This is a genomic window from Parahoeflea alexandrii (genome assembly GCF_024105735.1).
Classification (GTDB): Bacteria; Pseudomonadota; Alphaproteobacteria; order Rhizobiales; family Rhizobiaceae; genus Hoeflea; species Hoeflea alexandrii.
Genome location: NZ_JAAAML010000002.1, coordinates 567,424 through 579,899, shown reverse-complemented (window position 1 = coordinate 579,899; position 12,476 = coordinate 567,424). Strand labels below are relative to the sequence as shown.

General features: G+C 63.2%; 12 protein-coding genes. 6 read left to right on the top strand and 6 right to left on the bottom strand.

Annotation, left to right across the window (positions count from 1 at the left end):
* The first annotated feature begins 47 nt into the window (after positions 1–47).
* Genes GTW23_RS12510 through GTW23_RS12495 form a run of 4 tightly spaced genes read left to right on the top strand, consistent with a single transcriptional unit; the run spans position 48 to position 4,890 of the window.
* A complete protein-coding gene (locus tag GTW23_RS12510) occupies positions 48–824 on the top strand; it encodes an ABC transporter permease (RefSeq protein WP_382266291.1) in 777 nt (258 codons plus the stop codon).
* Positions 825–851: 27 nt separating this feature from the next.
* Positions 852–1,883, top strand: coding sequence for an ABC transporter substrate-binding protein (locus GTW23_RS12505; protein WP_210385809.1), 1,032 nt, complete (start codon positions 852–854; stop codon positions 1,881–1,883).
* 59 nt (positions 1,884–1,942) lie between these two features.
* Positions 1,943–3,175: a serine hydrolase domain-containing protein gene (locus tag GTW23_RS12500; RefSeq protein ID WP_252916003.1), complete on the top strand. Its 1,233-nt coding sequence runs from the start codon at positions 1,943–1,945 to the stop codon at positions 3,173–3,175.
* Positions 3,176–3,213: 38 nt separating this feature from the next.
* Positions 3,214–4,890, top strand: coding sequence for an amidohydrolase (locus tag GTW23_RS12495; protein ID WP_252916002.1), 1,677 nt, complete (start codon positions 3,214–3,216; stop codon positions 4,888–4,890).
* Positions 4,891–4,950: 60 nt separating this feature from the next.
* Here GTW23_RS12495 and GTW23_RS12490 read toward each other — a convergent pair whose 3' ends face one another.
* Positions 4,951–5,457 (bottom strand): flavin reductase family protein, encoded by a 507-nt coding sequence (locus GTW23_RS12490; protein ID WP_324288350.1) that lies wholly within the window; start codon positions 5,455–5,457, stop codon positions 4,951–4,953.
* Positions 5,458–5,470: 13 nt separating this feature from the next.
* Positions 5,471–6,562, bottom strand: coding sequence for an LLM class flavin-dependent oxidoreductase (locus GTW23_RS12485; protein WP_252916001.1), 1,092 nt, complete (start codon positions 6,560–6,562; stop codon positions 5,471–5,473).
* A 109-nt stretch (positions 6,563–6,671) separates the two neighbouring features.
* Between GTW23_RS12485 and GTW23_RS12480 the strand changes: the two genes are divergently transcribed.
* Complete coding sequence (locus GTW23_RS12480) at positions 6,672–7,226, top strand: winged helix DNA-binding protein (protein WP_252916000.1); 555 nt, start codon at positions 6,672–6,674, stop codon at positions 7,224–7,226.
* 12 nt (positions 7,227–7,238) lie between these two features.
* Here GTW23_RS12480 and GTW23_RS12475 read toward each other — a convergent pair whose 3' ends face one another.
* The 3 genes from GTW23_RS12475 to GTW23_RS12465 are packed head-to-tail and all read right to left on the bottom strand — an operon-like array spanning position 7,239 to position 9,764.
* Positions 7,239–7,727, bottom strand: coding sequence for a flavin reductase family protein (locus tag GTW23_RS12475; protein ID WP_252915999.1), 489 nt, complete (start codon positions 7,725–7,727; stop codon positions 7,239–7,241).
* Positions 7,728–7,734: 7 nt separating this feature from the next.
* Complete coding sequence (locus GTW23_RS12470) at positions 7,735–8,967, bottom strand: styrene monooxygenase/indole monooxygenase family protein (protein ID WP_252915998.1); 1,233 nt, start codon at positions 8,965–8,967, stop codon at positions 7,735–7,737.
* A gap of 20 nt (positions 8,968–8,987) precedes the next feature.
* Positions 8,988–9,764 (bottom strand): SDR family oxidoreductase, encoded by a 777-nt coding sequence (locus GTW23_RS12465; RefSeq protein ID WP_252915997.1) that lies wholly within the window; start codon positions 9,762–9,764, stop codon positions 8,988–8,990.
* A 163-nt stretch (positions 9,765–9,927) separates the two neighbouring features.
* On the opposite strand from GTW23_RS12465, the gene GTW23_RS12460 reads away from it, so the two are divergent.
* Positions 9,928–10,938: an AraC family transcriptional regulator gene (locus tag GTW23_RS12460; protein ID WP_252915996.1), complete on the top strand. Its 1,011-nt coding sequence runs from the start codon at positions 9,928–9,930 to the stop codon at positions 10,936–10,938.
* A 64-nt stretch (positions 10,939–11,002) separates the two neighbouring features.
* Here the strand turns inward: GTW23_RS12460 and GTW23_RS12455 are convergent, their stop codons facing one another.
* The gene (locus GTW23_RS12455; RefSeq protein WP_252915995.1) at positions 11,003–12,448 is read right to left on the bottom strand and encodes an aldehyde dehydrogenase family protein; all 1,446 of its coding nucleotides are present in this window, start codon (positions 12,446–12,448) and stop codon (positions 11,003–11,005) included.
* Positions 12,449–12,476 lie beyond the last annotated feature (28 nt).

Genomic DNA, 12,476 nt, shown 5'->3' with positions numbered 1-12,476 from the left:
CGGGAAAACCGGGTCACCGCCGCAGGCGGGTTCGCGATCTCAGGGCCATGCCGGGTTTCACCACAACGGCCTGGATAACCATTGTCACGTTGTACCTGCCGATCCTGGTGCTGGTTGCATTCTCCTTCAACGAGAACCGGTCGGTGGTGCTGTGGACAGGGTTTTCGCTCGACTGGTACGCCAAGGCGCTGGAGAATGACGGGATCCGCAATGCGGCTTGGGTGTCGGTAAAGGTTGCGCTGTTTGCGACGGTGATTTCGACGATCGTGGCCACCATGGCGGCGCTGGCGACCACGCGGACGAAGAAGTTCGCAGGCCAGGGACTGGTCTTCGGTATCATCAACCAGCCGCTGATGATCCCCGAGATCGTCACGGCAATCGCCACGCTGTCGCTGTTCGCTCTGGTCAAGAAGATCACCGGACTCTCCGGCATCGGCTACCTGATGCTGGCGCATGCGGCCTTCTGCATTCCGTTTGCCTACATGCCGATCCGCGCCCGGCTTGAAACCATGACGCTGACACTCGAACAGGCCGCAGCCGATCTCTACGCGCCACCGCTGAAGGTCTTCACCCTGGTGACATTGCCACTGCTTGGACCGGGCATCGTCGCAGGTGCGATGCTCGCCTTCGTCGTCTCGCTCGATGATGTGATCATCACGCTGATGATTGCGGGACCGGGGGAGACCACGCTTCCCATCTACATTCTCGGCGCCATCCGGCGCGGGATCACGCCCGAGATCAATGCCGTCTCGACCATCCTGGTCGCGGTCTCGGTTTTGCTGGTCATACTGCTGTTCGTCGTGCAGCGGCGCATGCAGCGATAGGACGGCTAAAGAAAGAGAGGAACAACGATGAAAACCATATTGAGGCTTCTCGCCACCGCATCCGCCGTGGCATTCGCATCGTCGGCGGCAATGGCCGCGGGCGAACTGAACGTCTACAACTGGGGCAACTATACCTCGCCCGAGATGATCAAGAAGTTCGAGGAAAAGTACGACGTCAAAGTAAATCTGGACGGCTACGATTCCAACGAGGCAATGCTCGCAAAGGTCAAGGCGGGCGACACCGGCTATGACATCGTCGTTCCCGGCGACTACATGATCAAGGTCATGATCGGCGAAGGGCTGCTCGAGGAAGTCAAGCCGAACGAGATGGAGAACTTCAAGAACGTCGATCCGAACTGGGTCGATGTCTGGTGGGATCCCGGCCGCAATTACTCGATCCCCTACCAGTGGGGAACCACCTCGTTCACCGTCGACACGGCCATCTATGACGGCGAGATTGATACTCTGGCCCTGCTGTTTGATCCGCCGGAAGCGCTCAAGGGCCGGATCAACATGCTCAACGACATGAACGACGTGATCAATGCCGGCCTGCGCTATCTCGGTTACGGCCGCTGCAATGGCAACCAGGACGAGCTGCGTGAAGTGCTTGCCCTGCTTTCCAAGGCCAAGCCGCACTGGCGGACGATGGACTATGCGGTGATCGAGAAACTGACCTCCAAGGACGTCGACATCAGCCAGAGCTGGAACGGTGCTGCGATGCGGGCCCGGGCGCAGCGGCCGACGCTGAAATACGCCTATCCGAAAGAGGGTTTCACCGGCTGGATGGACAATGTCGCGGTGCTCAAGGGTGCGCCCAATCTCGACAATGCCAAGCTGTTCATCAACTTCATGATGGACCCGGAGAACGCTGGTATGACGTCGAACTTTGCCCGTTATGCCAACGGCATTCTTGGCAGCGACAAGTTCATGGAGCCTGAAATGCTCTCCGCGCCAGAGATCGTGATGCCTGCCAGCGCACCCGCTCCGGACTTCGTCACCCCCTGCCCGCAGGAAGTTGTCGATCTCTACAACAAGATCTGGACCCAGCTGAAGCAGTAGTCCCTGAGCCGGCGCGCGGGACACCCCGCGCGCCGCCACCCAACCGAGAAAGAATGTCCATGTCCGACACCGGAAAGGTTGAACCGGCTATGCCCAAGACCGCCCGGCAACTGGGGATCATGCAGGGTTTTCCACCCCCGCCGGAAAAGCGACCGACGCTTGCGAACTGGGATCTCCCGCCGTTCAACCGCTGGGCGTTCCAGAACGTGCGCAGCCTCATACCAACCGTCGATGTGTTTCGCGGCTTCGGTCCGGCAAGTACGCTCGATGAAGCCTACGAGGATCTGAGCAACATCCGGTTCCAGCGGGAGAACGGCACGACCGTTTCCATTGATCGCTTCCTCGGCGAAAGCTATGGCGATGCCTTCCTGGTGATGCACCGCAACCGCGTTGTCTTCGAGCGCTATCTCAACGGGATGGCGCCGGAAACACTGCATCTGTCGCAGTCCGTGGCGAAATCCGTTGTCGGCCTTCTGACCGGAATTTTCATATCCGATGGCACGGTGGATCTCGATGTGCCGCTGGCAGACATCGTGCCCGAACTCACGCAGTGCGGCTATGCCGACGCGACGCTCGACCAGGTCCTCGACATGCGCTCGGGCGTTCGCTTCACCGAAGACTACAACTTGCCGGGCAGCGACATGACCCGGATCGACATCGCCTCCGGCTGGCGTCCGCATGTTGCCAGCGCACCGCGCCCGACGATCCGCGAGGTCATTCTCAGCCTGCCGAAGCACAGGCCGCATGGCGGGGCGTTCGAATACCGCTCGATCGAGACGGACGTGGTCGCGTGGGTACTGGAACGGGCGGCCGGCAAGTCTCTCGCCGAGCTCGTCAGCCAGCATCTGTGGCAACCCATCGGCGCTGATCGCGACGCCTATTTCACCGTTGATGAAGCAGGCACCGCGCTTGCCGACGGCGGTTTCAACGCGACGCTGCGCGATTACGCGCGGCTGGGGATGCTGACACTGAACAACGGACGGGCCGGCGGGCAGCAGGTTGTCCCGGCTGCCTGGATCAACGGAATTCAGACCGGGGACAGAGATGTCTTCGGCGATCCCTACACATCCGTCCTGCCCGGTGGAGCCTACCGCCGTTTCTGGTGGATTCGCGATGCGGACAGGGGCGACATCTGCGCCCGCGGTGTGTTCGGTCAGCTGATCTATGCCGATCCGAAGAGCGAATTGCTGGTGGTGAAGCTGTCGACCTGGCCGGATTACGTGATTCCGTCGCTGACCCGCGACACGTTCCGCGCCATCGACGCGATCCGGGCAGCCCTGAGCGACCGGTAGGCGGCGGGGTTCTTGCGGACAAGAGCAACAAGCAAGGGATGAGACCAGTGGCAACCGCAGACATGATCATCACCAACGGCGCGGTCCTGACGATGGATCCGGATCTGCCGCGCGCGTCGGCGGTCGGGATCAAGGACGGACGCATCATCGCTGTTGGCTCCGTCGACGAGATCTCTCGCCTCGCCGGTCCTGGCACTGAGATCATCGATGCGAAGGGCGCGACGGTGCTGCCGGGCTTCATCGAAAGCCACATGCACCTGTTCATCGGCGGCGCGGAGCTTGAGAACCTTCAGCTCGACGGATGCGCCGACCTCGATCTTCTTGCCAGGGAGCTGACCGCCTTCGCGGCCAACAGACCGGATGCGCCGCTTCTGGTCGGCCAGGGTCCGGATTACGGCATCTTCGGCGACACGGCGCCGCGCCTGGTCCTCGACAAGATCCTGCCCGGGCGGCCGGTGGCGCTGATGGCGCATGACCACCACACGGTCTGGGCCAATACCGCAGCACTTGAAGCCGCAGGCGTGCTGCACGGGCTCGAGACCTCCGACGGGCACGAGGTGGTGATGGGCGCCGACGGTCTGGCAACCGGCGCGCTGCTGGAGCCGGAGGCCTACAGCCCGGTGATGCGGCTCGGCGGCCAGGAGCGGACCATGCTGGGCTTGGCTAGCGGCCGCGAACCGGATCCCGCGCCGTCGCAAGCCGAACGTGCCATCGACCTCGCGCATTTGAGACGCGGGCTGGCGCATGCGGCGAAACACGGCATCACCTCGATCGTCAACATGGACGGCAATATCTACACGCTGGACCTGCTCGAAGAGCTCCGCTCGGCGGGGGAACTGACCGCGCGCGTGCGGGTGCCATTCCACTATGTCCCCGAGATGAAGCCCGAAGACCTTCAAACCGCGCTCGAGATGCGCGCGCGCTGGTCGGATGAATGGCTGGCGTCGGGGTTCGTGAAATTCTTCATGGACGGCGTCATCGACAGCCGCACCGCCTTCATGAAACACGATTACCCCGGTCAACCCGGATACCGCTCGCACGGGCGGTTCGCGGCGGAGACATTCGCCGGGCTTGCAACGCGGATCGATGCGATGGGACTGCAGATCGCGGTGCATGCGATCGGCGACGCGGCGGTGGCCCGGGTGCTGGACGGCTACCAGGCGGCGCGCGCGGCAAACGGCGCGTCGGGCCTGCGTCATCGCATCGAGCATCTCGAACTGGTCGATGACAATGATTTCGCCCGCATCGCGGCGCTCGACGTGGTTGCCTCGGTCCAGCCGCCGCATGCGCCCGGGTGCAGCGGGCTGCCGCTGGAGCCGACCCTGAGCAATATCGGCCGGGACCGGTGGGGCGACGCCTTTGCCTGGCAGAAGATCGCAGGCCCGGGGGCCGCGATCGCGCTGGCGTCCGACTGGCCGGTTTCCGACATCTCGATTCTCAAGGGGATCCACTCGGCGGTGACGCGGACGGCATGGGTGCCGGAGGTGCCGGACCAGCGGTTCTCGCTTGAAGCCGCACTCAGGGGTTATACAATCGGCGGCGCCTATGCCGAGCGCAGCGAGGCCTACAAGGGTTCGCTGGAAGTGGGCAAGGTGGCGGACCTGGTGATCCTCGACCGGGATATCATGGCTGTTGCGGATCACGACGAGATCAAGGATGTCGCGGTCGTAGCCACGATCTGCGGCGGGCGGGTGGTGTTTCAGGCCGGGGCCTGAAAGCCAGCAGATAGCCCGGAGGTGGAACCGGCGGAACCTTTGCCCGCCGGTCCCGTAGTGTCAGTCCGCCAACCCGCGGAAGGCGCCGTTCCAGTAGATCATCGCGCCCTGGCCGGGGCGGGTCCGGATCTGCTGCACCCGGCCGATGATGATCGAATGGGTGGCGCGGTCGATCATCTCCTCGACCGTGCAGTCGATGCCGACCACCGCGTCCTCGAGCAGCGATGCGCCGGTTCTTGCCGTGACCCAGGACGCCCCGGCATATCGCTCGGGGCCCTTGGCGCCACCGAAGCCGGTGAAGCGTTCAGCGACCGCCTGGTGACCCGCGCCAAGCACCGACCAGCCAAAACAGCCATATCGCTCGATCAGCGGCCAGGTCGATGAGGAGCGATTGACACAGGCCAGCAGCAGCGGCGGATCCGCCGACAGCGAGATGGCGGACGTCACCACCAGTCCCGACCGGTCGTCACCCTTGCCCGCCGTCAGGACGCTGACATTGCCGACGAAATTGCGCATGGCATCGCGGAATTCGCCGGTGGAGGGCAGACGCTCGATGACGGCGTCCACGCCTCCCTCGCGCTCAGCGGATGCCTGCGGCATCGAGCTTGGGCAGGACTGTGTCGCGGAAATAGGGGAATTCCTTGACGTAATCGACAAACGACAGCGTGGTGCCGGCGAAGCCTGCGCGATGCAGCGACAGGATGCCTTCGGCCACCTGGTCGGGAGTGCCGATCAGCGGGAAACCGCCATGGCCCATGGCGAAGCGGTCGCGGATCAGCGCCAGAAGGTCATGCGGGAAGCTGTGCGCATGGGCGAATTGCAGGCGCACGAGATTGTCGACCGCTTCCCAGTCGGCATTGGTCTTGGCGGTATGCTCGAGATAGGCAAGCGCCTCTTCCTCGGTCGGGCGGCAGATGACATGGGAGAATGTCAGCACATCGACCTTGCGGCCCTTGGCCTTTGCCTGATCCTTGAGTTCCCTGATTTCCTCGGTCGAGCGCTCAAGGTCGATGGCCGGGGTGAACAGGAAGTTGGCATTGTCGGTGGCAAATTCACGGCCCTGCGGCGAACCCGCGGCATTGATGATCGGAACATCGCCGCGGACCGGCAGCGGATCCCCGTGCACGCCCTTGAGCTGGAAGTGTTTTCCGTCCCAGTCGAAATAGTCTTTCGAGGCCCAGAGCTTGCGGACGACGTCAAACCACTCCTGCGCGTAGCCGTAGCGGGTTTCGTGGTCGTCGGGCAGGCTCAGACCGAGCGCCTCGTATTCGGGCTTGTTCCAGCCTGCGACGATGTTGAGCCCGGCACGGCCGTTGCCGATATGATCGATCGTGGCGATCTGCTTGGCCACCACGACGGGGTGATTGGCCGCGGTGTGAATGGTGGCAAACACCGAGATGTCCTTCGTGGACGCCAGCAATCCGGCAGCCCAGGTCATGGTCTCGAGCACACCGCCGTGGAAATCGGTTTCGCCGCCGTAGCCGATCCAGCGCGCGATCGGCAGCATGAAATCAATGCCCGCGTCATCGAGCAGGCGGCCGAGGGCGAGATTGTTTTCCCAGGAGTTGACCCATCGCTCCTTAACCTTGGTCACGCTCATTCCCGATGAGCAGTTCGACGAGAATGTACCGAGCAGAAAGCGGTCATCCGCCAGCATCATGTTCCTTGTCATAGTCGCTGTTCCTTTATTGGCTTTAATTTATAATAGAAACTCTATCTAAAAATGCGATTGCGTCAATATGTTTTAGGAGTAAAATTTATCAGGACTTAAGGAGCACTTGATGAGCAACGGCCCCAAGCCACCCGAAGACGAACCGGCACATCGCGAACTCGACTACCGCTGGCACCTGGCCAAGAGCGATGTCGAGGTCAGTACGACGGAACTGGAGTTTGCGCTGATGCGCACCTTCGAAGGCTTCGGGCGATGGCAATCGGAATGCCTCGCGGGCGTCGTGGATGTCGCGGCCTCGGGCCCCGAGAATGCGCTGCTGCACATCATCCGGATGAACGAGCGTCCGAAGACGATCAAGGACCTGGCACGGCTGACCAACCGGGATGATGTCCCCAACATCCAGTACAGCCTGCGCAAGCTGATAAGTGCAGATCTGGTTCTCCGGGAAGGCTCCGGCCGCTCGGGCGTGACCTACCAGGTCACCGAGAAGGGCCGTGCCGTCACCGAAGCCTATGGAGATTTGCGCCGGCGCCTGCTGATCGCGGCTGTTGCCGACGTGCCGGACCTGGCCGAGCGGTTGCGCGCGGCCACGCAGACACTCAATCTGCTTTCCGGCATCTACGAGGAAGTGTCACGGGTGGCGGCGACCCATCGCCGCCGCTGAGCGGTTGGCCTGTCAGAGCGGCTCGAGCCGGTGGAAGCGGGACTGGCCGTAGACCAGCGGCGCGCCTTCGCTGATCCTGATCTGCATGATCTCGCCGATGAACACCGTGTGGCTGCCGGCCTCGAGCATTTCCGACACGTCGCAGGAAAACCCGATCAGCGCTTCACCCAGAAGCGGCAGGCCGCGTTCGTCTTCGACCCAGTCGCCTTCGGCAAACTTGTCCTCGCCGGTGACACCGTCGGCACCGGCGAACCGCATCGCCAGCGGGCTCGCCGGGTCGGGCAGGAGATTGACGTTGAAGGTTCCGGTTTCGCGGATTGCCGCGCAGGTGCCGGTCTTGCGGTTAACGCAGGCAAGAAGGCTCGGCGGTTCGGCCGAGACCGAACAGACAGCCGTGGCGGTGATGCCGCGCCGCTCGGCCCCGTGGCGGGCGGTGATGATGGTCACCGCCCCCGGAAAGCGGGCCATGGCCGCGCGGAATGTGGCGTGATCGATGCCCATGCCCATCTCATGCCGCCTTGAGCTCGGAGAGATAGGCCTCAGCCGCATCGGGATCGGCGAACCAGGGGAAGAAATCACGCGGGTCGTCAAAGCCGTTGGCCATGCGGTGCGCCAGACGCGGCTCGACGCAGGCGGTGCCCATGATGTTGAGGATGAAGGGCGGCGGCGGCTGCAGCATCATGTTGGTCCAGGAGACCACCCATTGCGCGTAGTCCCAGAACTCGTCGAACGTGCCCTGCATGAAGGCCGCGTCAAACGGCTTGTCGCCATGCGCGACGATCCGCTTGAGATAGACCGCGGCTGCCTTGGCGGCATTGTTGGAGCCCTGGCCGGTGATCGGATCGTTGAGGCAGACCGCGTCGCCGAGGCCGAGAACCTGGCGTCCCGAGGGAAGCGTACCAATCGGCTTGCGGATGGTGGGGGCGAAGCGGCCGGCGAGAATGCCATTATCGTCGGTCAGTTCGATGCTCTCGCAGCGCGCGGCTTCCCAGGGCAGGAAGGTCTCGAGGATCTTCTTCGAGGTGGCCAGATGCTGCTCGGGTGTCTTCACATCCCCCCAGCAATCCATCGGACCGCCCGGCACACCCTCGAACACCATGATTTCGCCGGGGCCGGAGGTGGTCAGCGCCGGGAAAACGAAATACTCGCCGACACCGGGGATCAGGTTGAAGCAAACCGCCGAGTGCTCGGGGCGCGGCGTCATGCCGGTGACATAGGTCAGCGCCAGGGCCCGCTGCGGGGTCTCGTAGGGTGATTTTTCCGCGTCGCGCTCGAACAGGCGGCCGATGTCGCCCTTGCCCGAGGCGACGATCACCAGATCGTCCTGCCGGCTGTAGTGTTCCAAATCGGCAATCGTCGCATCCTTGATGGTCAGCGTGCCGCCGAGGCGCTCGAATTCGGCCATCCAGGCCGGGATCTTGACCCGCTGGTCGACCGAATAGGCGCTGTTATCGAGCTTGCCGGTCCAGTCGATGGCCTTGTTGCCGGAGCCGTCCGGCGCCGGTACCTGGAAATTGATGCCATCGACCGGCGGGCAGGTGTCGGCCCAGAAGTCGATGCCCAGTTCGCGTTCATGCTCGACCGAATTGTGAAACATGCACTGGCTCGACATCACCTTGCCCTGGGCAATGTCCTCGGCGGTGCGGTTCTGGACGACGCGCACCGAATTTCCGGCCTTGATGAGGCCGATGGCAAGTTGCAGGCCGGACTGGCCGCCGCCGATAATCGTGATCTTTCTCATGTTGTTCCCCATTTTTGGTTTTATTCCATCAGAAGCGGTATGGCCGGCGCCGCGCGCTCCGGGCCCATGGCGGTGTAGCCGCCGTCAACCTGGATGTCGGTTCCGGTGATAAAGCTGGCCTCGTCCGAACACAGGAAGAGAACCGAAGCCGCAACCTCTTCCGGGTCCCCGGTGCGTCCAAGCAGATGGAAGGGTGCGGCCACCCGGTCGGTCTTGGCGCGGTCGCCACCGGTCAGCTCGTCCATGATGTTGGACCAGGTCCAGCCGGGCGAGACCGCGTTGACGCGAATGCCTTCGGGCGCCAGGTCCATCGCCTGGTTGCGGGTCAGCTGCAGGATCGCGGCCTTGGAGACCGGGTAGAGCCAGCGGCCGGTCTGGGCGACACGGGCCGAGATCGATCCGAAATTGACGATGGCGCCCTTGTTTTTCGCGAGTTCCGCCCGTGCCGCCTGCATCAGCATGACCGAGCCGACAATGTTGACGTCGAGGCTTTCCAGCCATTCGGCGCGGGTCGATTCAACGCCATTGTCGAGATAGGAGCAGGCGACGTTGACCAGGAAATCGATGCGACCGAATTTCTCTTTCGTGGCTTTGACGAGAGCGGCGATCTGGGCATCGTCGCGCAGATCGGTCTTCAGGAAGCCGATGCCGTCGCCTGTCAGCGCCTCGCCCGCTTCCGCATTGATATCGGCGATCATCACCTGAACGCCTGCATTCCGGAATGCCTTGACGATGGCTGCGCCTATCTTGGTCGCGCCACCGGGCACAATCGCCACTTTCCCGTCCAGTCCTCGCATCGGCGTTCTCCCCTTTTCGTTGAAGAGAAGTTTGGGCCAATCAAACCGGGCCGCCATCCGGTTTGAGCGCTGACTATCCGCAAAACGAAAATTTCTATCGTTCGGGGGAAAAACGTGCTTTCATGCAAATGCATGTTTGCCAACAACGGTGTCGGGAGCGCTGATGTTGCCTGATCCCATGACCCCGCGCCCGCTGGCGCGGTTCAGCCTGTTCGAAAGCAGCGATCTCGATGAGGCGCGCGAAAGGGTTGCGCGGGTGTTCTGCCCGCACCGGCTGGACATGATCGGGCGCGGCAGTTTCGATGCCTGCCACAATCATGTCAGCGGCGAGCGGCTGTCCCTGAATTACATCCAGTACGGCGCCAAGACCTTGATCGCGCCCGGCGAACTCAAGGATTTCTACCTGCTGCAGATCCCGCTTTCGGGCGGCGCAGCTATCAGCAACGGGCCGGACCACTATTACTCCTGCCCGGACAAGGCGGCGGTGCTCAATCCGCACCTGCCGACCACGATGATCTGGGACGAGGGGTGCCGGCAGATCCTGGTCAAGGTGGAGCGCGAAGCCTTGCAGGATCATCTGTCACAGCTTCTCGGTTCGGGCGCCAGCAAGCCGCTGACCTTCTCCGGACCGCTGGACCTGACCAGCGATGTCGGTGCCGCACTTTACGGCCTGATCATGCACCTGGTGACAGAGGCCGACAACGGGCAGGTGATGCTCTCGTCAGGCGGCCTGCTGGCCCGCCAGCTCGAATCCGTGATCCTGTCGGGGATCCTGGAAGCCGGACAGCACAATTATTCGAGATATCTCAGGCCAACGCGTTCGGCGGCGGCCCCGCGGCACGTGCGCAAGGCCGAGGAATTCGTCCGCAGCAATCTCGACAACCCGATCTCGCTTGACGATATCGCCAATGCCGCGGGGGTCACGGCGCGCTCGCTGCAACTCGGCTTTCGCAATTTCCGCAACACCAGCCCGATGGCGCTGCTGCGCTCGGAACGGCTGCGCCGCGTGCACGAGGAACTGATGGCCGGCGCGCCCGGGGCCTCGGTGACCGAAGTGGCGACCCGCTGGGGATTTTCCCATCTCGGCCGGTTCTCGCAGATCTACAAGGCAAAATACGGGCAGTCTCCGAGCAAGACGCTGCAGAACGGCGCGAGCATCGGGTTTTCGGACTAGAAACGAGTACGGCCCGCCCCGATCAGGAGCGAGCCGCTGCACGAGGGCCTGTTCAAAGCCCGGATCAGTTGACGTCGCTGTCCCAGCCGGAGATGGCCTTGGCTTCGAGGAACTCCTCGATGCCCCAGACGCCGCCTTCGCGGGCGCGGCCCGAGGCCTTGACGCCGCCGAAGGGCGAACCGGCGCCGCGCGACTTGCCGTTCATTTCGACCATGCCGGACCGCAGGCGACGGGCCATGCGGTTGCGCTTGGCACCATCCTGGCTCTGGACGTAGTTGGTCAGCCCGTAAATCGTGTCATTGGCGATCTCGACGGCATGTTCTTCGTTGTCGAAGGGAATGATCGAGAGAACCGGGCCGAAGATCTCCTCGCGGGCAATGGTCATGTCGTTGGTGACGTCGGCGAAGATGGTCGGGCGGACGAAATAGCCGCGGTTGAACCCTTCCGGTCGGCCGGTGCCGCCGGCGACGAGACGCGCGCCCTCATCAATGCCGGTCTGGATCAGGCCCTGGATCTTGTCGAACTGGGCGGCAGAGACCACGGGGCCAATATGGTTGCCTTCATCATGCGAGGAGCCGACCTTGGTCGATGCGGCAACCTCGATGGCCTTCTCGACGGCCTGGTCATAAACCGGGCGTTCGACCAGCATGCGGGTCGGTGCGTTGCAGCTCTGGCCGGTGTTGTTGAAGCAATGGCGGACGCCACGCTCGACCGCCTTGGCGTCGGCATCGGCAAAGATCACATTGGCGCCCTTGCCACCGAGTTCCAGGCAGACGCGCTTGAAGGTGTCGGCGGCGGCCTTGGAAATGGCGGCGCCGGCGCGGGCCGAGCCGGTGAAGCTGATCATCTCGACATCCTTGTGGGTCGAAAGATCGGTACCAACGCCGACACCATCGCCATTGACGAGGTTGAACACACCGGCCGGCACGCCCGCGGCATGGACGATCTCGGCAAAGACGATCGAGGACAGCGGCGCCACTTCGGACGGCTTGAGCACCATGGTGCAGCCGGCGAGCAGCGCCGGGATGACCTTCAGCGTCACCTGGTTCATCGGCCAGTTCCAGGGCGTGATCAGCCCGACGACGCCGATCGGCTCCATGGCGATGCGGTCATTGGGGGCATGCGACCCGAGCGGCCGGATGAATTCGATGTCCTTGAAGGCGGTGATGAAATTGTCGATGTGCCAGGTGCCGGACGTGACCTGGCTTGAGCGTGACATCGCAATCGGCGCGCCCATTTCCAGGCTGATGGCCTGGGCCATGTCCTCGGCGCGCTCGGCATAGACTTCGCGGATCTTCTTGACGTAGCCGAGCCGGGTCTCGGGATCGGTCCGCGACCAGCTGTCAAAGGCTGCCTTAGCGGCGGCGACCGCCTTGTCGGTGTCTTCGCTCGAGCCGAGCGAGATCACCGCGCAGGCTTCCTCCGTTGAAGGATCGATGACCTCGCAGTCCCGCGCCTTGCTGGGCGAAACCCATGCACCATTGATGTAAAACTCGCGCTTCTCGATCATGTCATTCTCCATTCGTGTACAGACGCCA

Bases quoted from the DNA above. Each gene is read 5' to 3' on its own strand.
- GTW23_RS12510 (WP_382266291.1), top strand. From the start codon at position 48: ATGCCGGGTTTCACCACAACGGCCTGGATAACCATTGTCACGTTGTAC.
- GTW23_RS12505 (WP_210385809.1), top strand. From the start codon at position 852: ATGAAAACCATATTGAGGCTTCTCGCCACCGCATCCGCCGTGGCATTC.
- GTW23_RS12500 (WP_252916003.1), top strand. From the start codon at position 1,943: ATGTCCGACACCGGAAAGGTTGAACCGGCTATGCCCAAGACCGCCCGG.
- GTW23_RS12495 (WP_252916002.1), top strand. From the start codon at position 3,214: ATGAGACCAGTGGCAACCGCAGACATGATCATCACCAACGGCGCGGTC.
- GTW23_RS12485 (WP_252916001.1), bottom strand. From the start codon at position 6,562: ATGACAAGGAACATGATGCTGGCGGATGACCGCTTTCTGCTCGGTACA.
- GTW23_RS12480 (WP_252916000.1), top strand. From the start codon at position 6,672: ATGAGCAACGGCCCCAAGCCACCCGAAGACGAACCGGCACATCGCGAA.
- GTW23_RS12475 (WP_252915999.1), bottom strand. From the start codon at position 7,727: ATGGGCATCGATCACGCCACATTCCGCGCGGCCATGGCCCGCTTTCCG.
- GTW23_RS12470 (WP_252915998.1), bottom strand. From the start codon at position 8,967: ATGAGAAAGATCACGATTATCGGCGGCGGCCAGTCCGGCCTGCAACTT.
- GTW23_RS12465 (WP_252915997.1), bottom strand. From the start codon at position 9,764: ATGCGAGGACTGGACGGGAAAGTGGCGATTGTGCCCGGTGGCGCGACC.
- GTW23_RS12460 (WP_252915996.1), top strand. From the start codon at position 9,928: ATGTTGCCTGATCCCATGACCCCGCGCCCGCTGGCGCGGTTCAGCCTG.
- GTW23_RS12455 (WP_252915995.1), bottom strand. From the start codon at position 12,448: ATGATCGAGAAGCGCGAGTTTTACATCAATGGTGCATGGGTTTCGCCC.